Annotated in this window: 21 protein-coding genes, 2 tRNA genes and 1 pseudogene; 22 read left to right on the forward strand and 2 right to left on the reverse strand. The window is 72.0% G+C overall.

The window, feature by feature from the left end; genetic code table 11:
- The first annotated feature begins 26 nt into the window (after positions 1–26).
- The 6 genes and pseudogenes from dnaG (at position 27) to AC0VXQ_RS03235 (ending at position 5,329) form a co-directional block, all read left to right on the forward strand.
- Positions 27–1,907 (forward strand): DNA primase, encoded by a 1,881-nt coding sequence (dnaG, locus tag AC0VXQ_RS03210; protein WP_058730351.1) that lies wholly within the window; start codon positions 27–29, stop codon positions 1,905–1,907.
- A 128-nt stretch (positions 1,908–2,035) separates the two neighbouring features.
- Positions 2,036–2,111, forward strand: a tRNA-Asn gene (locus AC0VXQ_RS03215).
- Positions 2,112–2,232: 121 nt separating this feature from the next.
- Positions 2,233–2,795: pseudogene (locus AC0VXQ_RS03220) on the forward strand (ketopantoate reductase family protein).
- Positions 2,796–2,935: 140 nt separating this feature from the next.
- Positions 2,936–3,808: a phage holin family protein gene (locus tag AC0VXQ_RS03225; RefSeq protein ID WP_058731227.1), complete on the forward strand. Its 873-nt coding sequence runs from the start codon at positions 2,936–2,938 to the stop codon at positions 3,806–3,808.
- A gap of 150 nt (positions 3,809–3,958) precedes the next feature.
- The gene (locus tag AC0VXQ_RS03230) at positions 3,959–5,158 is read left to right on the forward strand and encodes a glycosyltransferase (RefSeq protein ID WP_133566206.1); all 1,200 of its coding nucleotides are present in this window, start codon (positions 3,959–3,961) and stop codon (positions 5,156–5,158) included.
- A 97-nt stretch (positions 5,159–5,255) separates the two neighbouring features.
- Positions 5,256–5,329 (forward strand) — tRNA-Met (locus AC0VXQ_RS03235).
- A gap of 156 nt (positions 5,330–5,485) precedes the next feature.
- Here AC0VXQ_RS03235 and AC0VXQ_RS03240 read toward each other — a convergent pair.
- Positions 5,486–6,061 (reverse strand): M23 family metallopeptidase, encoded by a 576-nt coding sequence (locus tag AC0VXQ_RS03240; RefSeq protein WP_133566207.1) that lies wholly within the window; start codon positions 6,059–6,061, stop codon positions 5,486–5,488.
- Positions 6,062–6,601: 540 nt separating this feature from the next.
- Between AC0VXQ_RS03240 and rpsB the strand changes: the two genes are divergently transcribed.
- From rpsB to AC0VXQ_RS03305, 13 genes are all read left to right on the forward strand, one after another.
- A complete protein-coding gene (gene rpsB / locus AC0VXQ_RS03245) occupies positions 6,602–7,489 on the forward strand; it encodes a 30S ribosomal protein S2 (RefSeq protein ID WP_055684398.1) in 888 nt (295 codons plus the stop codon).
- A 139-nt stretch (positions 7,490–7,628) separates the two neighbouring features.
- Positions 7,629–8,459 (forward strand): translation elongation factor Ts, encoded by an 831-nt coding sequence (gene tsf, locus AC0VXQ_RS03250; RefSeq protein WP_058731225.1) that lies wholly within the window; start codon positions 7,629–7,631, stop codon positions 8,457–8,459.
- 223 nt (positions 8,460–8,682) lie between these two features.
- Entirely contained in the window at positions 8,683–9,414 is a 732-nt protein-coding gene (pyrH, locus tag AC0VXQ_RS03255; RefSeq protein WP_055684400.1) for a UMP kinase, read from the forward strand.
- Positions 9,415–9,525: 111 nt separating this feature from the next.
- Positions 9,526–10,083 carry a ribosome recycling factor gene (frr, locus tag AC0VXQ_RS03260; protein WP_058731838.1) on the forward strand — a complete coding sequence of 186 codons (558 nt, stop codon included), beginning with the start codon at positions 9,526–9,528 and terminating at the stop codon, positions 10,081–10,083.
- A complete protein-coding gene (locus tag AC0VXQ_RS03265) occupies positions 10,083–10,943 on the forward strand; it encodes a phosphatidate cytidylyltransferase (RefSeq protein WP_061225249.1) in 861 nt (286 codons plus the stop codon). Before frr ends, AC0VXQ_RS03265 begins: the two co-directional genes overlap by 1 nt.
- A 50-nt stretch (positions 10,944–10,993) precedes the next feature.
- Positions 10,994–11,641, forward strand: a complete 648-nt coding sequence (locus AC0VXQ_RS03270) for a DivIVA domain-containing protein (RefSeq protein WP_055684403.1) — start codon at positions 10,994–10,996, stop codon at positions 11,639–11,641.
- A 105-nt stretch (positions 11,642–11,746) separates the two neighbouring features.
- A complete protein-coding gene (locus AC0VXQ_RS03275; protein ID WP_081101501.1) occupies positions 11,747–12,166 on the forward strand; it encodes a DUF485 domain-containing protein in 420 nt (139 codons plus the stop codon).
- Positions 12,163–13,803 (forward strand): solute symporter family protein, encoded by a 1,641-nt coding sequence (locus tag AC0VXQ_RS03280; RefSeq protein WP_133566208.1) that lies wholly within the window; start codon positions 12,163–12,165, stop codon positions 13,801–13,803. Before AC0VXQ_RS03275 ends, AC0VXQ_RS03280 begins: the two co-directional genes overlap by 4 nt.
- A 151-nt stretch (positions 13,804–13,954) precedes the next feature.
- Positions 13,955–14,221, forward strand: a complete 267-nt coding sequence (locus AC0VXQ_RS03285) for a GlsB/YeaQ/YmgE family stress response membrane protein (RefSeq protein WP_055684404.1) — start codon at positions 13,955–13,957, stop codon at positions 14,219–14,221.
- Positions 14,222–14,342: 121 nt separating this feature from the next.
- Positions 14,343–15,728 (forward strand): M50 family metallopeptidase, encoded by a 1,386-nt coding sequence (locus tag AC0VXQ_RS03290; RefSeq protein WP_133566209.1) that lies wholly within the window; start codon positions 14,343–14,345, stop codon positions 15,726–15,728.
- A complete protein-coding gene (locus AC0VXQ_RS03295; RefSeq protein ID WP_475529131.1) occupies positions 15,725–16,702 on the forward strand; it encodes a GNAT family N-acetyltransferase in 978 nt (325 codons plus the stop codon). Before AC0VXQ_RS03290 ends, AC0VXQ_RS03295 begins: the two co-directional genes overlap by 4 nt.
- Before the next feature lie 87 nt (positions 16,703–16,789).
- Entirely contained in the window at positions 16,790–18,592 is a 1,803-nt protein-coding gene (locus AC0VXQ_RS03300) for a proline--tRNA ligase (protein WP_133566211.1), read from the forward strand.
- A 101-nt stretch (positions 18,593–18,693) separates the two neighbouring features.
- Positions 18,694–19,488, forward strand: a complete 795-nt coding sequence (locus AC0VXQ_RS03305) for a sulfite exporter TauE/SafE family protein (protein WP_055684449.1) — start codon at positions 18,694–18,696, stop codon at positions 19,486–19,488.
- Here AC0VXQ_RS03305 and AC0VXQ_RS03310 read toward each other — a convergent pair.
- Entirely contained in the window at positions 19,485–20,465 is a 981-nt protein-coding gene (locus AC0VXQ_RS03310) for a hypothetical protein (RefSeq protein ID WP_055684408.1), read from the reverse strand. The two genes, AC0VXQ_RS03305 and AC0VXQ_RS03310, sit on opposite strands and share 4 nt — an antisense overlap.
- Positions 20,466–20,691: 226 nt before the next feature.
- Between AC0VXQ_RS03310 and AC0VXQ_RS03315 the strand changes: the two genes are divergently transcribed.
- The 3 genes from AC0VXQ_RS03315 to AC0VXQ_RS03325 all read left to right on the forward strand — a co-directional run bounded on the left by AC0VXQ_RS03315 (position 20,692) and on the right by AC0VXQ_RS03325 (position 22,860).
- Positions 20,692–21,330 carry a ribosome maturation factor RimP gene (locus AC0VXQ_RS03315; RefSeq protein ID WP_055684409.1) on the forward strand — a complete coding sequence of 213 codons (639 nt, stop codon included), beginning with the start codon at positions 20,692–20,694 and terminating at the stop codon, positions 21,328–21,330.
- 116 nt (positions 21,331–21,446) lie between these two features.
- Positions 21,447–22,454, forward strand: coding sequence for a transcription termination factor NusA (gene nusA, locus AC0VXQ_RS03320; RefSeq protein WP_055684410.1), 1,008 nt, complete (start codon positions 21,447–21,449; stop codon positions 22,452–22,454).
- Between the two features lie 145 nt (positions 22,455–22,599).
- A complete protein-coding gene (locus AC0VXQ_RS03325) occupies positions 22,600–22,860 on the forward strand; it encodes a YlxR family protein (RefSeq protein ID WP_055684411.1) in 261 nt (86 codons plus the stop codon).
- Positions 22,861–22,973 lie beyond the last annotated feature (113 nt).

The raw sequence follows: 22,973 nt of genomic DNA on the forward strand, positions 1-22,973 counted from the left end.
GGGGACCCGGCGGCTAGGATGCGACCGTGGCTGGTTTGATTCGACGCGAAGACATCGACGAGGTCCGCTCGCGCACGGACATCCGGGAGATCGTCGAGGGCTACGTGACGCTGAAGTCCGCCGGCATCGGCTCCTACAAGGGGCTGTGCCCCTTCCACGACGAGCGCACCCCCTCCTTCCACGTCCGCCCGCAGATGGGCACCTACCACTGCTTCGGCTGCGGGGAGTCCGGGGACGTCATCGCCTTCCTCATGGCCATGGACCACACCGGCTTCACCGAGACCGTGGAGCGGCTGGCCGCCCGCGTGGGCTACGAGCTGCACTACGAGAACGGGCGCGGCCCTGACCGGGAGGAGAAGGGCCGGCGGCAGCGGCTGGTGGACGCGCACAAGATCGCCCAGGAGTTCTTCGAGCGCCAGCTCTACACCCGCGAGGCCGCCGCCGCCCAGCGCTTCCTCGGCGGGCGCGGATTCGACGGCGCCGCGGCGAAGCGCTTCGGCGTCGGCTATGCCCCGCAGGGCTGGTCCCACCTGCTCAAGCACCTGCGGGACCACGGCTTCACCGAGGAGGAGCTGAAGGCCACGGGCATGTTCTCCGAGGGTCGGCGGGGACTGTACGACCGGTTCCGGGGGCGCCTGATCTGGCCCATCCGCACCATCACGGGGGAGACCATCGGCTTCGGGGCGCGGAAGCTGTTCGAGGAGGACCAGGGGCCGAAGTACCTGAACACCCCGGAGACCGCCCTGTACAAGAAGTCCCAGGTGCTCTACGGTATCGATCTGGCCAAGCGGAAGATCGCCCAGGGACAGCAGGTGGTCGTCGTCGAGGGGTACACGGACGTGATGGCCGCGCACCTGGCCGGGGTGGAGACGGCCGTGGCCACCTGCGGCACGGCCTTCGGCGCGGGGCACATCAAGATCGTGCGGCGCCTGCTGGGCGATGACGGCTCCGGGGGAGAGGTGATCTTCACCTTCGACGGCGACGAGGCCGGGCAGAAGGCCGCGCTGCACGCCTTCCAGGAGGATCAGCGCTTCACCGCCCAGACCTACGTGTGCGTGGCCCCGGACGGGATGGACCCGTGCGATCTGCGTCTGGCCCGCGGGGACCGGGCCGTGCGGGACCTGCTGGAGACCAAGCGGCCCCTGTTCGAGTTCGCGATCCGGGTGACCCTGGAGGACTACGACCTGGAGACCCTGGAGGGGCGGGTGCGGGCCATGCGCGCCGTCGTGCCGATGATCGCGACGATCCGGGATCCTGCCCTGCGCCCGGCCTACGCGCGGCGTGTGGCCGGGTGGATCGGGATGGAGCCGGTGGAGGTGGAGCGGGCCGTCGACGCCGCCGCCCGCGCCCCCCGTGAGCCCGCTCCACAGCAGCAGAGCGGCGCCCAGCCGGAGGAGCAGGATGCCCACCGGGAGGAGACGCGGCGCTTCGAGGTCCCGGATCTGCGGGATCCGGCGGCGCGGATGGAGCGGGAGGCCCTGGAGGTTCTGGTCCAGCAGCCGGACCTGGTGGCGGATTCCCAGTGGGAGGTGCTGGCTCGCACCCGGGTACGCTACGCCCTGCACCACGAGGTGCTGCGGGCCGTGCTGGCCGCGGCGGGCGAGGCCAGCCGGGCGCCCGGGGCCGCGTGGGTCAACGCGATCCGCGCCCATGCGGATCCGGAGGCCCACGGGCTCATCGCCCAGCTCTCCGTCGCGCAGATCCCGGCCGCGACCCCGGATCAGCTGACCCGCTACGCGGCCGGGATCCTCAACCGGCTGCTCATCCAGGAGCTCGTGGCCCGCAAGGCGGATAAGCTCGCGGAGCTGAACCGGCTGGACGCCGCCCGGGACCGGGAGCGGTGGCAGGCCGTGCAGCGGGACCTGCTGGAGCTGGAGTCCCGACGCCGTCAGCTGGCCGGAACCTGAGGCGGGTCGTCCGGTTCGGGGCAGACGTCTGGCGTGCTCAGTGTCACCGCGGGCCGGTTTTGCGCGCTCGCGCGGCGGCCGGTAGAGTACCGTGTTGTTGCCAGCGGCGCGAGCCGCTGCGGCCACGGTCCCCCGTAGCTCAATTGGCAGAGCATTCGACTGTTAATCGAAGGGTTACTGGTTCGAGTCCAGTCGGGGGAGCCAGCCTGGAGGCCTCCTCCCCGGAAGGGGAGGGGGCCTTTTCTGCGTCCCGTCCGGGTTACCCTGGGGGTGTGATGCGCACCTCGCCCATTCCGGACGGGGAGAAGTCGGATCGTGGAGATCCATGATCCATGGGGCTGGGGCGATGGGCCTGTACTTCGCGGTTCGGCTGCAGCAGGCCGGGCATCGGGTGCGCCTGGTGGCCCGCACGGGGTGGGCGGATGCTCCCCGGGTGCGGATCGCGACGGAGGACGCCGAGGAGACGGTGGAGCTGGTGCCCGTGGCGGATGTGCAGCGGGCCCTGTGGAAGAAGCTGGCGCTGATCGCCTCCTACGGCGGGGTCGGGGCGGTGACGGGGCTGACGGTGGGGCAGACCCGTGCGGATGAGGGCACCCGGTCCCTGGTGTGGGAGGCGATCGAGGAGGTGCGACGGTGGCTCGGGCCCATGGGGTGGAGTTCACCGAGGAGGATGCTGCTGAGGTCTTCGCGGTGTACGCCGATGGCTTCGCGGCGGGGACGACGTCGTCGATGCAGCGGGATCTTGCGGCTGGGCGTCCGTCGGAGCTGGAGGATCAGACCGGTACTGTGGTGGCCCGGGCCGGGCAGGTGGGTGTGGCTGTCCCGATGCGCGGGTTCATCTATCGGACGCAGTCGGCCCGTGAGGCGATCGCTCGGGCCGAGGCATGAACCGGCAGGTGATCGGGAGGAAATGGGGCGCGACGAAAGCGGGGTGAACCCCGGCCGGGGGCTCCTCCCCGAGGCCGTCGATGCAGATCCGTGATGGTACGTTGGGAGCTGAACCATCACGTCGTCACAAGGGAGTACTGATGTCTCACGAACCCGGTGCGCCAGAGACCCGCACCACCGCTGAGCCCCGGTCCTACCGGGGCGGTTTCGCGTCGCTGAAGAACGGCGCCCGCCAGGTCGTGGGCATCTCCAGGGTCGCCTCCCGGCTCGGCCCCAAGCAGGTCAAGGACGAGCTGAAGATCGCCACGATGGAGATGAAGGAGAAGGGCGCCAAGCTGGGCGTCGGCGCCGCCTTCGTCGCCGTCGGCCTCGTCTTCGCGCTGTTCGCCGTCATCGTGCTGCTCGTGGCTGCCGTGGCCGGGCTGGCCAAGGTCATGGAGGCCTGGCTGGCCGCCCTGCTGCTCGGCGTGCTCTTCCTCATCCTGCTCGCGATCTTCGTGCTGGTCGGGATCTCCAAGATCAAGAAGCAGCTGCCGCTGAAGCCGGAGTCGGCGATCTTCGGCCTGCTCTACGACCTCGGCGTGGCCAAGGAAGGCTCCGCCTACACCTCCTCCCGCGTGCGCCGCGAGCTGCGCGAGAAGCAGGAGGAGAAGGAAGCCGAGAAGAAGGAGAAGAAGCGCCGCGAGGATGCCGGCGAGGTGCCCGAGGAGCCCACCCCCACCCGCGAGCAGGTGGAGCAGCGGACCAAGGCCCGCCGCGACCACCTCAAGACCCTGCGCGACGACTTTTCCAGCCAGACCGAGCGGGTCAGCTCCACCGCCCGCGGCCTGGTCGGCAAGACCACCGCGGACGCCAAGGCCGCCCCGAACCGGGCCCGCGACGTCGCCGAGGGCCTCGCGGACAACGCCATGGACCCGGAGGCCGCCAAGCAGCGCTGGGCCCCGCTGTCCGCGCTGGCCGTCTCCCTCGGGGCGTTCGTGCTCTTCCTGGGGCGCCTGCTCAAGCGCCGCTGAGCACCCCGCCGCAACCGACCGCCGATGCCTCCCCACCCGCCCGGGTGGGGAGGCATCGGCGCTTCATGGGCGGGACGGGCGCGGGTAGACTGGGGCGTCGATGCGTCCGAGCCCGGCGCACGCCCCGCGACGAGAGGTGCAGCCCCACCGATGCCCGAGAAGCCCCTGCGCATCCTGATCGGCGCGGACACCTACCCGCCGGACATCAACGGCGCCGCCCAGTTCGGCCACCGCCTGGCCATGGGCATGCGGGACCGCGGGCACGAGGTCCACGTCGTCGCCGCCCGCACCGGGGCCGGCCCCTCCTACACCATCGACATCGACGGCATCACCGAGCACCGCCTGCGCAGCCACCACCCGCCCACACACCCGTACTACCGGCTGTGCTTCCCGTGGGAGATGCAGCACCGGGTCGGGCGGATCCTGGACGAGGTGAGGCCCGACGTCGTGCACATCCAATGCCACTACATCGTCGGTCGCATGCTCGCCTGGGCCGCCCAGCGCCGCGGCATCCGGCTGGTGGCCACCAACCACTTCATGCCGGAGAACCTCAATCCCTTCCTGCCCTTCCCCGACTGGTTCCTGCGCGGCTTCGCCAAGCTGTCCTGGAAGGACATGGAGCACGTGCTCGGGCGCGCCGAGGTCATCACCACCCCGACGCCGATCGGCGCCCGGTCCATGCACGAGCACGGCTTCGCCAAGCCGATCCTGCCCGTGTCCAACGGCATCGACTCCGCGGCCTACGAACTCCGCCCGGGGGAGCGCGTGGAGGAGCCGGCGCACCCGACCATCCTGTTCACCGGGCGCCTGGCGGTGGAGAAGAACGTGGACGTGCTCATCCGCGCCCTGGCCCGGCTCCCGAAGGAGCTGGACGCGCGCCTGCGCCTGGCCGGCACCGGGGAGGTGGAGCCGGCCCTGCGCGAGGTCGCCCGCGCCGAGGGCGTGGCCGATCGCGTGGAGTTCCTCGGGTACGTCTCCGACGAGCAGCTGCGCCGCGAATACCTGAGCGCCACCGTGTTCTGCCAGCCGGGCACCGCGGAGCTGCAGTCCCTGGTGACCCTGGAGGCGCTGTCCGCCTCCCGACCCGTGGTCTTAGCCGATGCCCTGGCCCTGCCGCACCTGGTGCGCCAGGGGGTCAACGGCTACCTGTTCACCCCGCAGGACCCGGAGGACCTCGCCGCGAAGCTGCGCCTGGTCCTGGAGGCCACCCCGCAGGAGCGGGCCGCGATGGGCCGGGCCGGTCGCGAGCTGGTGCGCCAGCACGATGTGCACCGCACCTGGGAGCTGTTCGAGGCCCTGTACCGCGGTGAGCACCCCCTGCCCGAGACCGCGCCCGACGTCGCCGGCTGAACCGTACGTCTGGGCCTCCCCGTGCTTCGGGCGGGCCTGCGGTACAGTGGTGCACCGATCCGCCCCCGGCGCGCCGCGGTGCGTCGGGAGGGATCGCGGGGGGTTAGCTCAGCTGGTCAGAGCAGAGGACTCATAATCCTTGGGTCGCGGGTTCAAGCCCCGCACCCCCTACTAGTTCACATGGTGCCTTCGTGCTGAGATGCGCGGTTCGTGCTGAGATGCGTCACGACGGGGCGCATCTCAGCACGAACGCGGTATCTCAGCACAGAACCCGCATCTCAGCGCGGGGTCGCGCGCCCCTGCCCGGTGCCCGCGCGCTCCGGCCGGTCACTTCAGGTGCTCCGGGACCGGCAGCAGCACCGAAGGGCGCAGATCCCCGACGAACAGCAGGGGATTGACGTACTCCTCGCCCTCGCGCACGCCCCAGTGCAGGCAGGTCCCGCACGGCTCGTGCACTGCCTGCTCATCGCGCACCGCGATCCGCTGCCCGGCCGAGACGCGCGTGCCGCGGGGCAGCTGCTGAGCCACCGGCTCCATGCTGATCCGGCGCCCATCCGCGGTGGTCACCGTGATCACGCCCCGATCCACGACCGTCCCGGAGAAGCTCACGGTCCCGGCCGCGGGGGAGCGGACCTCCTGACCCGGAGCGGCCGCCAGATCCACCCCGCGGTGCCCGGATAGCCACCGCTGCGCCGGGGGCCGATACGCCCCGACCACGGTCGGGCGCGGGGACAGCGGCCACTCCCAGCGCGGCCGGTCGGTCCCAGCCGCGGCTGCCGGCGCAGCATCCCCGGGCAGTCCCACCAGCAGCAGGAGCGAGACGGCCAGCATCGCGACCGCGCGCGGCGGGCGTGCGGGATGTGACGGCGGGACCGGGGTGCGCGAGGCGATCTTGGCTCTCATGGGTCCCATTCCAGCCCCAGACCTCGGGCGCGCGGGCCGGGCCTCCGCGCTCCGGCGGGGCCCCTGGGGAGAACCCGCCGGGATCGGGGCGCCCATCCACGGTCCCAGGGCGTGCAGAGACCCGGCACCCCGGGCCGCGGCCCCAGCGTCCACCATCCCGGGCGCCGCATTCGGAGGGTCTCGGCCCCCGCGCGTCGGTGGGGTACACTGAGGAGCAGCAGTGGGCGCAGTGCGCCCGCTGACTTCGCGTGGGCGATGCGCATCAGGGACCACCACCCCAGCAGGTGGCACCCGTCCCGATGCGGGCGCGGCCCCCGGTTCCGCACGCGGGCACTTCACGGTGACCGCTCGGCACGGGCCGCGCGGATACCCCTCCGTCCCCGAAAGGGGATGCGGGACGGGATCCCATCGACCGCCAGGAGCACCGACGAGCCGCCCCGCCGCAGGGGCCGGTGAGCGGTGCCGCACAGAAACCGAAACCCACGAGAACGCGACGCTCCGCGCCGGTGCGCGGCCGGCGTCGTGATGAAGGAGAGCGACATGCCCGTCGTGACCATGCGCCAGCTGCTCGATTCCGGTGTCCACTTCGGCCACCAGACCCGCCGCTGGAACCCCAAGATGAAGCGCTACATCTTCACCGAGCGCAACGGCATCTACATCATCGACCTCCAGCAGTCCCTGGAGTTCATCGACCGCGCCTACGAGGCCGTCAAGGCCACCGTCGCCCACGGCGGGACCATCCTGTTCGTCGGCACCAAGAAGCAGGCGCAGGCCACCATCGCGGAGCAGGCCACCCGCGTGAACATGCCCTACGTCAACCACCGCTGGCTCGGCGGCATGCTCACCAACTTCTCCACCGTCTCCAAGCGCATCGAGCGCATGAAGGAGCTGGAGCAGGTGGACTTCGACGACGTCGCCGCCTCCCAGTACACCAAGAAGGAGCTGCTGCTCCTGCGCCGCGAGTTCGAGAAGCTCGAGAAGACCCTCGGCGGCATCCGCAACCTCACCAAGGCCCCGTCCCTGCTGTGGGTCGTGGACACCAACAAGGAGCACCTCGCGGTGGACGAGGCCCAGAAGCTGGGCATCCCGGTCGTGGCCATCCTGGACACCAACTGCGATCCGGACGAGGTCGCCTTCCCGATCCCGGGCAACGACGACGCCATCCGCTCCGTGAACCTGCTGACCCGCGTCGTCGCCGACGCCGTGGCCGCGGGCCTGCTGGAGCGCAACTCCAAGAAGTCCGGCTCCGAGGAGACCGCCGAGGAGCCCATGGCCGAGTGGGAGAAGGAGCTGCTGGAGCAGCACCAGCAGATGGAGGCCCAGGCCGAGGCCGGCGCGATCGTCGACGAGTCCGAGGCCCTGGCCGCCAAGAAGGACGAGCAGGCCGCCGAGGCCGAGGCCGCCGAGCACGAGGTCTCCGGCCAGTAGCACCCGGACGGCGCCCCACCGGGGTGCCGACCGACCGCATCGGGGCGCCGTCGGAATCCGGCCCCGCCCGAGCCCGATGGCCCCCGGTGCGCCACCGACACCTACGCCGCAGAACACGACTCTTTACGAAGGAGCACACATGGCGAACTACACCGCAGCCGACATCAAGGCCCTGCGCGAGCGCACCGGCGCCGGGATGCTCGACGTCAAGAAGGCCCTGGACGAGGCCGACGGCGACCAGCAGAAGGCGATGGAGATCATCCGCGTCAAGGGCCTCAAGGGCGTCACCAAGCGCGAGGGCCGCGCCACCGCCGAGGGCCTGGTCGCCGCCCGCGTCCAGGACGGCGTGGGCTACCTCGTCGAGGTCAACTCCGAGACCGACTTCGTCGCCAAGTCCGCCCCGTTCATCGACTTCGGCAACTCCGTGCTGGAGGCGGCCGTCGCCAACGACGTGGACAACCTCGAGGACCTGCTGAAGGCCGAGTCCAACGGCAAGACCGTCGAGGAGCAGGTCACCGAAGCCGGCGCCCTGCTGGGCGAGAAGGTCATCGTGCGCCGCGTGGCCCGCCTGAAGGGCGCGCACGTGTCCCAGTACCTGCACAAGACCTCCAAGGACCTGCCCGCCCAGGTGGGCGTGCTGCTGGCCGTGGAGGGCGAGAACGTCGAGGAGATCGCCCACGACGTCGCCGTGCACATCGCCGCGATGTCCCCGAAGTTCCTGGACGAGACCTCCATCCCGGAGAACGAGGTGGCCGACGAGCGCCGCGTCGCCGAGGAGACCGCCAAGGCCGAGGGCAAGCCGGAGCGGATCATCCCGCAGATCGTCGAGGGCCGCCTGAAGGGCTTCTTCAAGGAGAACACCCTGCTGGACCAGGACTTCGCCAAGGACTCCAAGAAGTCCGTGCGTCAGGTCCTGGAGGAGGCCGGGGCCAAGGCCACCGGCTTCGTGCGCTTCCGCGTCGGGAACTGACCTCCCCGCGCACCGCGCACACCGCACCCGGGGCATAGCCCCGGGGTCTGATCGAGGAGCGTCCGCCGTCACACGGCGGGCGCTCCTCGCGCGTGGACTGCGTATGCTGGTGCCCGGACCAGACCGCCCCCGGGGTCCGCGAGCCCGCCGCGGGCATCCCCGCCGCACCGCGCCGCCCGGGACCCACCACCGCGCCGTCCGCGCGCCAGGAGGATACAAGACCATGCCCGACGAGACTCCCCGCCTCGCCCCCACCCGCCGCCGCGTCCTGCTCAAGCTGTCCGGGGAGGTCTTCGGCGGCGGCCGGGTCGGCATCGACACCGGCGTGGTGCGGCGCATCGCCGAGCAGATCGCCTCCACGGTGGGCCAGGCGGAGACCGCGATCGTCGTCGGCGGCGGCAACTTCTTCCGCGGTGCGGAGCTGTCCGTGGCCGGCATGGACCGCTCCCGCGCGGACTACATGGGCATGCTCGGCACCGTGATGAATTCCCTGGCCCTGCAGGACTTCCTGGAGCAGGCCGGGGTGGAGACCCGCGTGCAGTCCGCGATCCAGATGGCGCAGGTCGCGGAGAACTACATCCCCCGCCGGGCCATCCGCCACCTGGAGAAGGACCGCGTGGTGATCTTCGGCGCCGGGGCCGGCCTGCCGTACTTCTCCACGGACACCGTGGCCGCCCAGCGCGCCCTGGAGGTCCACGCCGACGAGGTGCTGGTGGCCAAGAACGGGGTGGACGGGGTCTACACCGCCGATCCCAAGACCAACCCGGACGCGAAGCGCCTGCGCCACCTGACCTACGACGAGGCCCTGCAGCGGGACATCCGCGTGATGGACCAGACCGCCTTCAGCCTGTGCCGGGACAACGACGTCACGATGCGCGTGTTCGGCATGGAGGGGGAGGGCAACGTCGCCAGCGCGATCCTCGGCGAGCAGATCGGCACCCTGGTCACCGCCTGACACCCCACCGGCCTGTGTCCGGCCGCGACCCGCCCCGGCCCGTTCGGAGGCGGGCCGGTAAGCTGGAGGCCGGAGCACCCGCACCCACCCCCGAATCCAGGAGAGACCCCCGTGATCGAAGATTCCCTGACCGAAGCCCGCACCAAGATGGGCAAGGCCGTGGACGCCGCCAAGGAGGACTTCGCGGCGGTGCGCACCGGCCGCGCCAACCCCTCCCTGTTCTCCTCCCTCCTGGTGGACTACTACGGCGCCCCCACCCCGCTGCAGCAGCTGGCCTCCTTCCAGAACCCCGAGGCCCGCACCCTGCTGATCACCCCGTACGACAAGTCCGCGCTGAACGAGATCGAGAAGGCCCTGCGCAACTCGGACCTGGGCGCGAACCCCGCCAACGACGGCAACGTGATCCGCGTGGTCATGCCGGAGCTGACCGAGGAGCGCCGCCGCGAGTACGTCAAGATGGTCTCCGGCAAGGCCGAGGAGGCCCGCGTGTCCGTGCGCAACATCCGCCGCCACGCCAAGACCGAGATCGAGAAGCTCGTCAAGGATGGCGAGGCCGGCGAGGACGAGGGCACCCGCGCGGAGAAGGACCTCGAGGCCGTGACCAAGAAGCACATCGAGCAGATCGACGAGCTGCTCAAGCGCAAGGAAGCCGAGCTGCTCGCCGTCTGATGTCCGCCCAGCCCACCCCGCCGTCCACCCCCACCCAGCCGACGCCGAAGCGCACGCCGCGCGCCGGACGCGACCTGCCGGCCGCGATCGGCGTCGGCGTGGTCCTCGGCGCGCTGGTGGTGATCGGCATGTTCTTCGTGCCGCCGGTGATCGTCGCGGTCGCCGCGGCCGGAGCCGGGGTCGGCACCTGGGAGGTCACCCGGGCGCTGAACCTGCGCCCGGGGCTGCAGGTGCCGCTGGCCCCGGCGGTCGTGACCGGGGCCCTGTTCCCCGTCGCCGCGTATCTGGGCGGGGGAGAAGCGCTGCTCTACTCGGTGCTCGCGGCCGTGATCGTGGTGGTGCTGTGGCGGATGGCCGGCCCCCGGGAGGGGATGCTGCCCTCCATCATGGCCGCCGTGTTCACGATGTCCTGGGTGCCGTTCATGCTGGCGCTGGCCGTGGTCCTGTTCCGCGGGGAGGACGGCCCGGCGCGGGTGTTCACGATCGTCGTGATGGCGATCGGCAACGACACCTGGGGCTACCTGGCCGGCGTCCTGTGGGGTAAGCACCCCATGGCCCCGCGGATCAGCCCGAAGAAGACCTGGGAGGGCTTCGCGGGCTCCATGGTCGGCTCGGTGGCCGTGGGCATCCTCTGCGCGGTCCTGCTGCTGCACGACCCCTGGTGGCACGGTGCCGTGCTGGCGGTGCTGCTGGTCATCGCCTCCACCGTGGGGGACCTCTCCGAATCCATGGTCAAGCGGGAGGTCGGCATCAAGGACATGAGCCACATCCTGCCCGGGCACGGCGGGGTCATGGACCGGCTGGACTCCATCGTGTTCGCCGTGGCCATCGGCTACGTCGTGTTCGCGGCTCTCAGCTGAGCCGGCTCCTCGATCCTCGCGCCGTCCCCCACGAAGCGAAAGGCCCACCCATGACCCCCACCACCGACCCCCACGCCTCGCAGCAGCGCCCCGAACAGGAGCCCGAGGACCGGGTGGTCTCCGGCTCGCGGGAGCTGGGGGTGCTGCGCCGGGTGCCGGCCTCCGCGCGGGGCTACGACGTGCTGCGGGTGCGGGACTTCCTGGCCCGGGCGCAGGCATCCCTGGAGACCCTGCGGGAGGGCGGGTCCTACCCGGAGCTGAGCTCCGCGGAGGTCCGCGAGATCGTCTTCCCCGCCCAGGATGGCGGCTACGACGCCGAGACCGTGGACGCCCTGATGGACGAGGTCGAGGACGAGCTGGCCGCGGCCGAGCGCGCCCGGCTGGATGCGGTGCGCGGACCGGACGCGGTGCGGCAGCGGGCCGAGCCCCTGGCGGATCTGATCATGGGCCGCCTGAACCGCCCGGACGGGCGCCGCTTCCGTCGCCCGGCCCGACGCCGCGACATCGGCTACCTCGCCGCGGATGTGGACGCCCTGTGCGCGCAGCTGGCCGAGCACCTGCGGGTCAGCGAGCACCCCCACCCGGGGGCGGTGCGCACCGCGGCCTTCCGCGAGGGCACCGGGACCCGGGCCTACGACGAGGCCCAGGTGGACGCCTTCCTGGAGCGGGTGCAGGAGCTGATCCAGCTCATCCGCTGATCCCCGAACGGAGCGGAGCCGAAACCGGAGTGAAAGTGCCCTGAGTCACGATCACGTGTGATCCGGGGTATAGTTCGGGCCATGTCTCTCAACGAGGAGGACGGCATGAGCCCCACTCACCACCCCGCACCGTACGCGGACCAGAAACCGGAGCGCGATGCCGCGGCATCGGGCCCCGCCCCACAGCCCCCGATCGACTTCCCCGCCGCCCAGGCCTCCCCGGCCTTCGGACGGCTGCGCCGGGACCACCGGCGCTTCGTCTTCCCGATGGCCGGGCTCTTCCTGGTCTGGTACCTGGCCTACGCCCTGACGGCGATGTACGCTCCCGCGTTCATGTCCCAGCGGCTGTGGGGCAACATCACGGTCGGCATCGTCTGGGGCATCCTGCAGTTCGTCTCCACCTTCGCCATCACCGGCGCGTACATCGCCTTCGCCGGGCGCCGCCTGGACCCCCAGGCCGCGGACCTGCGCGGACGCATGGAGCACGGGGACTTCGCCCCGGCCGGCACGGGAGGACGAGCATGAGCGTCACCCCCGTCCTGAGCGCGACGACCGCGCAGACCGTCGGCACCCCGTGGATCAACATGGCGATCTTCGGCGCCTTCGTCGCCGTGACCCTCGTCGTCGTGCTGCGGGCCTCCAAGAACACCAAGACCGCCGCGGACTACTACGCCGGGGGACGCTCCTTCTCCGGCACCCAGAACGGCCTGGCGATCGCCGGGGACTACCTCTCGGCCGCCTCCTTCCTGGGCATCGTCGGGGCCATCGCCGTGCAGGGTTACGACGGCTTCCTGTATTCCATCGGCTTCCTGGTCGCCTGGCTGGTGGCTCTGCTGCTGGTGGCCGAGCCGCTGCGCAACACCGGGAAGTTCACGATGGCGGACGTGCTCTCCTTCCGCCTGCGCCAGCGGCCCGTGCGCGTGGCCGCGTGCATCACGACCCTGGCGGTGACCCTGTTCTACCTGCTGGCCCAGATGGCCGGGGCCGGGGCCCTGGTCTCCCTGCTCATGGGCATCAGCTCCAGCGCCGGGCAGTCCCTGGTGATCGTGGTGGTGGGCGTGCTGATGATCGCCTACGTGCTGATCGGCGGGATGAAGGGCACCACGTGGGTGCAGATCATCAAGGCCTGCCTGCTGATCGCCGGGGTCGCCGTGATGACCGTGTGGATCCTCGCCCTGAACGGCTTCAGCCTCTCCGAGCTGCTGGGCCGGGCCGTGGAGACCGCCGGAAGCTCCGGGATCCTGGATCCGGGCCAGAAGTACGGCAAGACCGAGCTGACCAAGCTGGACTTCCTCTCCCTGTCCCTCGCCCTGGTCTTCGGGGCCGCCGGGCTGCCGCACGTGCTCATGCGCTTCTACACCGTGCCCACCGCCAAGGAGGCCCGCCGCTCGGTGGTCTGGGCCATCGCCCTGATCGGGTTGTTCTACCTGTTCACCCTCGTCCTGGGGTACGGTGCGGCCGCGATAATCGGGGCGCAGCGCATCCAGGAGGCCCCCGGCGGGGTGAACTCGGCCGCGCCGCTGCTGGCCTTCGAGCTCGGCGGCTCCCTGCTGATGGGCATCATCGCGGCGGTCGCCTTCGCCACGATCCTCGCGGTGGTCGCGGGCCTGGCCATCACGGCCTCGGCCTCCTTCGCCCACGACGTCTACACCAACGTCATCTGCAAGGGGAACGCGGACCCGCGCCGGGAGATCCGGGTGGCCAAGACCACCGTCGTGGTCATCGGTCTGCTGGCCATCGCCGGTGGGATCGGGGCGCAGGGGCAGAACGTCGCCTTCCTGGTGGCGCTGGCCTTCGCCGTCGCGGCCTCGGCGAATCTGCCCACCATCCTCTACTCCCTGTTCTGGAAGGGCTTCACCACTCGCGGGGCGGTGTGGTCGATGTACGGGGGACTGATCCTCGCCGTCGGGCTCATCCTGGTCTCCCCGGTGATCTCCGGCTCCGAGACCTCGATGCTGCCCGAGGCCGACTTCGCGATCTTCCCGCTGGCCAACCCGGGGCTGGTCTCCATCCCCGCGGGATTCCTGCTCGGCTGGCTCGGCTCGGTCACCTCCCGCACCCGGGAGGACCCGGTCAAACAGGCGGAGATGGAGGTCCGCTCCCTGACCGGCATCGGCGCGGAGGGGGGCAGTGGAGCACTGAGGCGGGCCAGGGACCGATAGGTGAGCGATGGGTCACAGGGGCGGCGGATCCGGGGTCCGGGCGGGGCGACCCCGGTAGGATCGGAGGAAGACGGCGGTTCCCTGTGAACCACGGGAGCGAACACGCTCCCGCGGGGCCCGCCCGAGAGCAAGAACCTGGAGAGTGACAGCAATGGGACTCGGATTCCTCGGATGGATCGTCCTCGGCCTGGCCGCCGGCGCCATCGCCAAGGCCATCATGCCCGGTCAGCAGGGCGGCGGCTTCTTCGCCACCATGCTGCTCGGCGTCGTGGGCGCCCTGGTGGGCGGCTTCATCGGCCAGGCCGTGGGCCTGGGCGGCAACGGCTTCTGGTCCATCGGCACCTGGATCCTCGCGATCATCGGCACGCTGGTCGTGCTGTTCATCTGGGGCCTGATCACCGGGCGCAAGGCCCGCTGATCAGGCAGTGCCCCGCCTGACGGGGCGCAACCCGGAAGCGACGGGGCCCGTCGCTCTCCCGCCCGCCGAGCGCGGCGGCGGGGAGCGGCGGGCCCCGTCCGCGCGCCTAGACTGGGAAGCCATGGATCTTTCGACGCTGTTCAGCGACTCCTGGCCGCTGTTCCTCCTGGGTGTGGTGCTGATGGTGCTGGGCATCGCCGCCTCCATCGCCCTGCACGAGATCGGGCACCTGGTGCCCGCCAAGCTCTTCGGCGTGCGCGTCACGCAGTACATGATCGGCTTCGGCAAGACCCTGTTCTCCCGCCGCCGCGGCGAGACCGAGTACGGCATCAAGGCCATCCCCCTGGGCGGATACATCTCCATGATCGGGATGTATCCGCCGGCCGGTGCGGACACCAGAGCCGATGCCGAGGCCGAGACGCCGTCCGGGCCCCGCGGGATGCTGCGGCGGATGGCCGCCGAGGCCCGCGCCGTCGAGGCCGAGAAGCGCCAGCCCGGGGACGAGGACCGGCAGTTCCACCGCCTGCCCATCGGCAAGCGCATCATCATCATGCTGGGCGGGCCGTGCATGAACCTGCTCATCGGCCTGGTGTGCCTGAGCATCGTCGTCGTGGGCTTCGGCACGGCCGCGCCCACCACCACCGTGGGCTCGGTCAGCGCCTGCGTGCAGCAGGTGCGCACCAGCCAGGCCGAGGACTCCGGGGCCCAGACCTGCACCGACGCGGACCCGCAGGCCCCCGCCCACGCCGCGGGCATCCGCGCGGGGGACCGGCTGATCTCCTTCGGCGGGCGGGAGGTGACCTCCTGGGATCAGGTCAGCGCCCTGATCCGCGAGGACGGCGGGAAGACCGTGCCCGTGGTCGTGGAGCGGGACGGGCAGCGCGTGCAGCTGAGCATCACCCCGATCACCACCCAGCGTCCCGTGACCGACGCCGCCGGGGTCCCGCAGCGCAACCCGGACGGCACCCTGCGCACCCGGGAGGTCGGGTTCATCGGGGTCAGCCCGGTGCAGGACCTGCAGCCCGGCAGCATCCGGGACGTGCCCGGGGTGGTGGGGCAGACCTTCGCCAGCATCGCCGGGGTGATCGTCAAGCTGCCGGTGCGGGTGTGGGATGTGGGCGTGGCCCTGTTCTCCGGGCAGGACCGTCCCGCGGACTCCCCGATGTCCGTGGTGGGCGTGGGGCGGGTGGCCGGTGAGGTCGCCTCCGCCCAGCAGATCACCGACAAGGCCAAGGTCGCTTCCCTGATCTCCGTGCTGGGCACCCTGAACCTCAGCCTGTTCGCCTTCAACCTCATCCCGCTGCTGCCCCTGGACGGCGGGCACGTGGCCGGGGCGCTGTGGGAGGGGATCCGCCGCGGCCTCGCCCGGCTGCGCGGGAAGCGGGACCCCGGTCCCTTCGACCCGCTGCGGCTGATGCCGCTGACCTACGTCGTCGTCCTGGCGTTCCTCGGGATGTCCGTGCTGCTGATCGCCGCGGATCTGCTGGACCCGGTGAAGGCCCTGTGAGCCGCGGACTGCGCCGCGCCCTGCGCGCCGGGGCCGGGCCCGCCCGGAGACTGCGCCACCGACTGGACGGGCCCATCGTGCGTCCGCTGACCACCGAGGACGCCCCGGGCCTGCACGCGATCCTCGACGCCGATCCGGTGACCCACCTGTTCGCCTCGGAGCACCTGGAGCGCACCGGCCTGCCCCGGCCCTCCCGCCTGGCCGGGATGCGCACGGCCTCCCCGTTCCTCGGCGTGCTCGATGCCGAGGACGGCACCGGGCTGCTCGGCGCCGTGTGGTTCGGGGCCAACCTCGTGCCGCTGCGCCTGGCCCCGGAGCACGCCCCCGCCATCGCCGCATGGGTGCGCGCGACCCGCCGGCCGATCTCCTCGCTGTTCGGCCCGGCCGCCGACGTCCTGCCGCTGTGGGAGGCCCTGCGCGAGGACGGGGGCCTGCGCGCCTTCGACGTGCGCCCGGAGCAGCCGCTGCTGGCCCTGGCCCCGACCGACCCGGACCGGCGGGGCCTGCGCTCCCGGCGGGACCGGGCCCGCCTGCACGACGCCGGGATCTCCCCGGTGTGCTGGGCCGAGGGGGAGGACGTCTCTCGCCTCTTCCCGGCGGCCGTGGCCATGTTCACCGAGGAGGTCGGCTACTCCCCGCTGGAGCGGGACCCCCAGGGCTACCGCCAGCGCGTGATCGAGGGGGTCATGGACCGGCGCACGGTCCTGGCCCTGGACGAGGACGGCGCGGTGGTGTTCAAGACCGACGTGGGCCTGGCCCACGAGGGGGTCTGCCAGCTGCAGGGGGTGTGGCTGGATCCGCGCCTGCGCGGGCGTGGCCTGTCCGAGCCGCTGCTGCGCCAGGCCTGTTCCCTCATCGGTGCGCGGTATGACACGATCAGTCTGTACGTGAACAGCTACAACGCCCCGGCCCGCGCGCTGTACCGCGCCGTCGGCTTCGAGCGGATCGGGACCTTCGCGACCGTCCTGCTCTGAGGCCGCCCCGCACCGAGCCGCACCGCGCCCCGCCGTAGACTGGACACGCCCGATGAACCCCTGACCGCCCAGAAACGGACACCATCCTTGGCCCTGCGTCTCTCCTCCCTGTTCCTGCGCACCCTGCGCGAAGACCCCGTCGACGCCGAGGCGGCCAACCACCGCCTCCTCGTGCGCGCCGGCTACATCCGCCGCGCCGCCCCCGGCATCTACTCCTGGCTGCCGCTGGGACTGAAGGTCCTGGCGAAGGTCGAGGCCGTGGTGCGCGAGGAGATGGACGCGATCGGCTCCCAGGAGGTCCACTTCCCGGCCCTGCTGCCCCGCGAGCCCTACGAGGCCTCCGGGCGCTGGGAGGAGTACGGGGAGAACCTGTTCCGGCTGCAGGACCGCAGGGGAGCGGACTACCTGCTGGCCCCCACCCACGAAGAGATGTTCACCCTCCTGGTCAAGGACCTGTACTCCTCGTACAAGGACCTGCCGGTCATGCTGTACCAGATCCAGACCAAGTACCGCGACGAGGCCCGTCCGCGCGCCGGGCTGCTGCGCGGGCGCGAGTTCATCATGAAGGACTCCTACTCCTTCGACGTCGACGACGCCGGCCTGGACGCCGCCTACGACGCCCACCGGCGCGCCTACCAGCGGATCTTCGAGCGCCTGGGCCTGGAGATCGTCATCGTGCGCGCCCAGTCCGGGCCGATGGGCGGCTCCCGTTCCGAGGAGTTCCTGCACCCCACCGAGATCGGGGAGGACACCTTCGTGCGCTCGCCCGGCGGCTATGCGGCCAACGTGGAGGCCGTGACCACCGTGGCCCCCGAACCGGTGGATGCCTCCGGCACCCCGGCCGCGCACGTGGAGCACACCCCGGACTCCCCGACCATCCAGACGCTGGTGGACCAGGCCAACGCCCTGCACCCGAAGGCCGAGGGCAGCTGGAGTGCCGCGGACACCCTGAAGAACCTGCTGGTCGTGGTGACCCTGCCGGACGGGCAGCGCCGGGTGGTCGCCGTCGGCGTGCCCGGGGACCGCGCCGTGGATATGAAGCGCCTGGAGGTCTCCCTCGTCTCGGCCCTGGGGGTCGGCGGCGAGGTGGAGGTCGAGCAGGCCGGGGACGAGCAGCTGCGCGCCTACCCCCAGCTGGTCAAGGGCTACATCGGCCCGGGCCTGGCCCCCGACGCCGCGGTGCTCGGGGAGGACTCCGAGACCGGCATCCCGTACTTCGTGGACCCGCGGGTCGTGGAGGGCTCCGCGTGGATCACCGGGGCCAACCTGCCCGGCCAGCACGTCTTCGACCTCGTGGTCGGCCGGGACTTCACCCCCGACGGCGTCGTGGAGGCCTGCGAGGTCCGCGAAGGGGACCCCGCCCCGGACGGCTCCGGGCCGCTGTCCAGCGCGCGCGGCATCGAGATGGGCCACATCTTCCAGCTGGGCCGCAAGTACGCCGAGGCCCTGGGGCTGAAGGTCCTGGACTCGAACGGCAAGCTCGTCACGGTGACCATGGGCTCCTACGGCGTCGGGGTCACCCGCGCGCTGGCCGCGATCGCCGAAGCCAACCACGACGAGAAGGGCCTGATCTGGCCCCGGAACCTCGCCCCCGCGGACGTGCACGTGGTCGTGGCCGGCAAGGGCGAGGAGATCCTCGTCGGGGCCGAGCAGGTCGTCGAGGAGCTGGAGGAGCAGGGGCTCACCGTGCTGTTCGACGACCGCCCCAAGGTCTCGCCCGGGGTCAAGTTCGGCGACGCCGAGCTGCTCGGCGTGCCCACCATCCTCGTCATCGGACGCGGATTCAAGGACGGGAAGCTGGAGCTGAAGGACCGCCGCACCGGCGCCACCCGGGACATCGACCTCGAGGACGCGGCGCGCACCGTGGCCCTCGAGGTGCGCGGGGACTGAGCGGAAAGGCCGGGACCGTGAGCGCGTCGTCGGCACTGGGACTCCCGCTTACCGCGGGGGCGCTGCCCGGTCTCGGCGCGCTGGCGGCCTGGCCGCCGGGCCTGTGGTGGCCCGAGACCGGGGTGGAGCCCTGGCTGGTGGCGCTGCTGCTGCTCGGCGGCTTCGCGGCGGGCTGGATCGACGCCGTCGTCGGCGGGGGAGGGCTGATCCAGCTGACGCTGGTCCTGATGCTGCCCGGCATCACCCCGGTCCAGGCGCTCGCGGTGAACAAGTGCGGTTCGGTGTGCGGGACCGCCGTGTCCACGGTGACCTTCCATCGGCGCACCCCCGCCCGGATCCGCCCCGCCCTGCCGATGGCCGCCGTGGCCTTCGCCGGAAGCTTCGGCGGGGCCTCCCTGGCCGCTGCCCTTCCCACGGCCGTGTTCAAGCCGGTCATCCTGGCCGCCCTGGTGGGGGTGCTGATCTTCACGGTGGCCCGCCCGCAGGCCGGGCGGGTGTCCCGCCCCGAGCGGTCCGCGGCGGCACAGGCGTGGATCTCCGTGGGCATCGGCCTGGTGCTCGGCGCCTACGACGGGCTGCTGGGCCCGGGCACGGGCTCCTTCCTCATCATCGCGATGGTCACCCTGCTCGGCTTCGACTTCCTGCGGGCCAGCGCCCGGGCGAAGGTCACCAACCTGGCCACCAACCTGGGGGCCATCTGCTTCTTCGCCCTGCACGGCTCCATCCTGTGGGGCCTGGGCCTGCTGCTGGGGGCGGGCAACATGCTCGGCGGGCTGCTCGGGGCGCGCAGCGCAGTGGCCCGCGGCAGCGGCTTCGTGCGGGCGGTGTTCCTCGCGGTGGTGACGGTGCTGATCCTGAAGACCGGCTGGGACGTGATCCGGGAGATCTCCGCCTAGCCGGCGGTGCCGGGCAGGGCCGGGATGTCCAGGTCCGCCGAGGCCTGCAGGGCGGTCTCCACCGCCAGCGTGCGCACGGCGAACCGGGTCCAGGCGGCGTCGCGATCCGCGTCCGCCTCCAGCTGCTCCCGCAGCATCGCGTAGCCGATCCCGGCCAGCTCCCGGCTCTGGGCGGTCACGAAGGCGCCGGGCTCGGATTCGGCCACCCGGTAGCCGGCCCGCGGGGCGGGCAGGGTCCCGCAGTCGGATCCGAAGGACTCGCGCAGCTGGGTCAGCTGCGCCTCGTGTCCGGTCTGGGCGGCGTCGGCCCGCTCCACGGCCCGCTCCGAGGCCCCGGTGATCCCGGCCCGTGCCCGCAGGACCTGCTCGGACCACACGGCCTCCTCCCACCCGGCCGCCAGCCGGGCGGCCGGCGCCTTCGCGTCCCGGTCGCCGGCGGGGCAGGTGCCGTCCTCCGTCAGCGGGCCGACGGCGGGCACGCCCGTCAGCTCGGCGAGGGCCCGGGACTCCGCGGAGCCCGGCTGACCCACCTGCACCAGGCGCCCGGTCAGCTGGCGGGCGGTGAGCCAGTGGGCGACCGCCATCGAGGTGAGGCTCGCGGCGCCCTGCGCGTCCACGTGCTCGCTGCGGGACAGCTTAAGCAGGCGGGCTGCGGAGTCGTCGTAGGAGGCGGCCAGGCCCGTCAGATCCGGGGTCGCTTGAGGCTGCGTGCCCGCGGCCTGCTCGACGACGCCCGCATCCAGGGCCTTCAGCTGCTCGTCCAGGTCCGCGAGCATCGGATCCTTCCGGGAGGCCTCCGCGGAGGAGGCGCGCACCTGGGCCTGCAGGCTCTTCAGATCCGCGGCGGCCTGGCGCTGGGCGTCGCGCGCGGGGCGGTTGTCCTGCACACGCCACCACAGCAGCCCGCCCCCGGCCAGGAGCAGGATGAGCACGATGGCGAGCACGAGGGTGAGGGTCTTCGGCACGGTGGCGCGCATGGGCGGGGGACCTCGCAGGTTCGTTTCGGCGGCGGGGCAGGGACCTGCCCATCATCCCACGAGGTCCCGGCCCGGCCCGCGATAGCCTGGATCCCGAAGCACCCGAGACCAGACCAGACCAGATCAGCGCAGACCGTCCGGATCGGAAAGGCGCGACGCCGCCCCGCCCGGCACCGAGCATCGCCCGCCCTCACCGCACCGGCCGGGGCGTGCCGAAGGAGAGCCCATGTCCAAGGACCACGCCAAGAAGTCCTCCACGTCCCGATCCCGGCGGAAGCTGGCCCGGCAGAAGGCCCACGCCGACTACTCCGAGCAGGCCCACCCGCGCCGAGGGCTGGCCGAGACCGTGGACCTGGAGCGGATCGAGCAGCTGATCCGCCCGGTGCTGGCCTCCTTCGACCTCGTACTGGAGGAGGTCACCGCCCGCGGGGCCGGCAACGGCCAGACCCTCGCCGTCGTCGTCGATCTGCCCGAGGACGCCGAGGGCTCCGTGTCCCTGGACACCCTGGGGGAGGTCTCCCAGGCGGTCTCTGCCGCGCTGGACGCGGATCCCGAGGAGCCGGAGACCGCCTACCTGCTGGAGGTCACCTCCCCGGGGGCCACCCGGAAGCTCATGCAGACCCGCCACTGGAAGCGGGCCCGCGGGCGCCTGCTGCGGATCACCCCGCAGGAGGGGGAGGCGTTCCTGGCCCGCCTGGATGCCGTGGAGGAGGGCGCCGACGGGGTGCGCGCCCTGATCCGGCGTCGGAAGAACACCCGCAAGGGCCAGCCGGAGTCCTATCACGAGCAGGAAGCCCTGGACCCGGCGTCGGTGCGCAAGGCCCAGGTGGAGGTGGAGTTCTCCGGTCCGGCGGACGCCGAGTAGACTGGCCCCGGACCGCGGGCCGGTCGCCTCCCGATCGCGGAGGCGACCGGCCCGCGCGATCAGCATCAGCGGGGTCCCGCCCGTGGGAGACGATCAGCAGCGAGAGAGGTTCGACCGTGGATATCGATATGAGCAACCTTCGCCTCCTGGAGAAGGAGCGCGAGATCCCCGTGGAGACCCTGATCTCCATGATCGAATCCGCGCTGCTGCTGGCCTACGAGAAGAACCCCGGCGCCATCCGCGGGGCCCGCGCGCACGTGGACCGCACCACCGGCCGGGTGAGCATCTGGGCCCCCGAGGTGGACGAGGACGGCCAGCGCATCGGCGAGTTCGACGACACCCCGAAGAACTTCGGGCGCATCGCCGCGGCCACCGCCCGCCAGGTGATCTTCCAGCGCCTGCGCGAGGCCGAGGACGAGCAGGTGCTCGGGGACTTCCGCAACCGCGAGGGCCAGCTGGTCTCGGGGCAGGTCCAGCAGGGCGGTCGCGGGGGCATGGTCCACGTGGACCTGGGCACCGTGGAGGCCGTGCTGCCCGAGCACGAGCAGTCCCCGCGGGAGAAGTACCCGCACGGGACCCGGCTGCGCGCCTACGTGGTCGAGGCTCGCCGCGGCTTCAAGGGCCCGTCCATCACCCTGTCCCGCACCCACCCGGATCTGGTGCGCCGCCTGTTCGAGCACGAGGTCCCGGAGATCGCCCAGGGCGAGGTGGAGATCAAGTCCGTGGCCCGCGAGGCCGGGCACCGCACCAAGATCGCGGTGCACGCGACCCGACCCGGCATCAACGCCAAGGGCGCGTGCATCGGGGAGATGGGCTCCCGAGTCCGGGCGGTGACCTCCGAGCTGAACGACGAGAAGATCGACATCGTCACCTGGTCCGAGGACCCGGCCCAGTTCATCGCCGGCGCGCTGAGCCCGGCCAAGGTCTCCCGGGTGGAGACGGACCCCGCGGGGCGCTTCCAGGCCCGCGCGATCGTGCCGGATGACCAGCTGTCCCTGGCCATCGGCAAGGAGGGGCAGAACGCCCGGCTGGCCGCGAAGCTGACCGGGTGGCGCATCGACATCGTCGCCCAGTCCAAGGCCGCAGGCTCCGGCGCGGATCGCTCCGCGTCCCCCCGCGGCTGAGGCCGCGGTCGCACCGCGCCTCACACGATCTGTGTCCTGCCTCTCGGTCTTGGGTTCCGCGCCGGGCAGGGGCTAGACTGGTCTGCGGTCGTCGAACCGTCGCATCCGCGCGCGCCCGCCGAGCACCGAAAGGGGTCGAACCGCTGTGTCCTCCCCCGCCGGTCAGCGCACGTGCATCGGATGCCGCCGGATCGAGGACCGCACCGCACTGGTCCGTGTGGTGCTCTCCCATCCCGCCGACGCCGCCGTGCCCCAGGTCGTCGCGGACCCCACCCGGTCCGCCCCCGGCCGCGGAGCGTGGCTGCACCCCCGACGGGAGTGCCTGGAGCGCGCGGAGAGGACGAGGTCCTTCGCCCGAGCGTTCCGCCGCGCCGTCGATCCCGCGCCGCTGCTCACCTCCTGGTGAGGTCAGCGCGGCCGCACGGCAGCGGGAGAGCTCACCCCACCGCCGATGTCGACGGGAGGCGCCTGCCGGCGCCGCCCCATGGAAAGCGAGTCAGAAGACCGATGGAAACCCGA

The sequence above is a fragment of the Rothia sp. QJM3NY_36 genome, from assembly GCF_056173115.1.

Excerpts from the sequence above, each read along its gene's own strand:
- AC0VXQ_RS03225 (WP_058731227.1), top strand. The coding sequence starts at position 2,936 with ATGTCTCACGAACCCGGTGCGCCAGAGACCCGCACCACCGCTGAGCCC.
- AC0VXQ_RS03230 (WP_133566206.1), top strand. The coding sequence starts at position 3,959 with ATGCCCGAGAAGCCCCTGCGCATCCTGATCGGCGCGGACACCTACCCG.
- AC0VXQ_RS03240 (WP_133566207.1), bottom strand. The coding sequence starts at position 6,061 with ATGAGAGCCAAGATCGCCTCGCGCACCCCGGTCCCGCCGTCACATCCC.
- rpsB (WP_055684398.1), top strand. The coding sequence starts at position 6,602 with ATGCCCGTCGTGACCATGCGCCAGCTGCTCGATTCCGGTGTCCACTTC.
- tsf (WP_058731225.1), top strand. The coding sequence starts at position 7,629 with ATGGCGAACTACACCGCAGCCGACATCAAGGCCCTGCGCGAGCGCACC.
- pyrH (WP_055684400.1), top strand. The coding sequence starts at position 8,683 with ATGCCCGACGAGACTCCCCGCCTCGCCCCCACCCGCCGCCGCGTCCTG.
- AC0VXQ_RS03265 (WP_061225249.1), top strand. The coding sequence starts at position 10,083 with ATGTCCGCCCAGCCCACCCCGCCGTCCACCCCCACCCAGCCGACGCCG.
- AC0VXQ_RS03270 (WP_055684403.1), top strand. The coding sequence starts at position 10,994 with ATGACCCCCACCACCGACCCCCACGCCTCGCAGCAGCGCCCCGAACAG.
- AC0VXQ_RS03275 (WP_081101501.1), top strand. The coding sequence starts at position 11,747 with ATGAGCCCCACTCACCACCCCGCACCGTACGCGGACCAGAAACCGGAG.
- AC0VXQ_RS03280 (WP_133566208.1), top strand. The coding sequence starts at position 12,163 with ATGAGCGTCACCCCCGTCCTGAGCGCGACGACCGCGCAGACCGTCGGC.
- AC0VXQ_RS03285 (WP_055684404.1), top strand. The coding sequence starts at position 13,955 with ATGGGACTCGGATTCCTCGGATGGATCGTCCTCGGCCTGGCCGCCGGC.
- AC0VXQ_RS03290 (WP_133566209.1), top strand. The coding sequence starts at position 14,343 with ATGGATCTTTCGACGCTGTTCAGCGACTCCTGGCCGCTGTTCCTCCTG.
- AC0VXQ_RS03310 (WP_055684408.1), bottom strand. The coding sequence starts at position 20,465 with ATGCGCGCCACCGTGCCGAAGACCCTCACCCTCGTGCTCGCCATCGTG.
- AC0VXQ_RS03315 (WP_055684409.1), top strand. The coding sequence starts at position 20,692 with ATGTCCAAGGACCACGCCAAGAAGTCCTCCACGTCCCGATCCCGGCGG.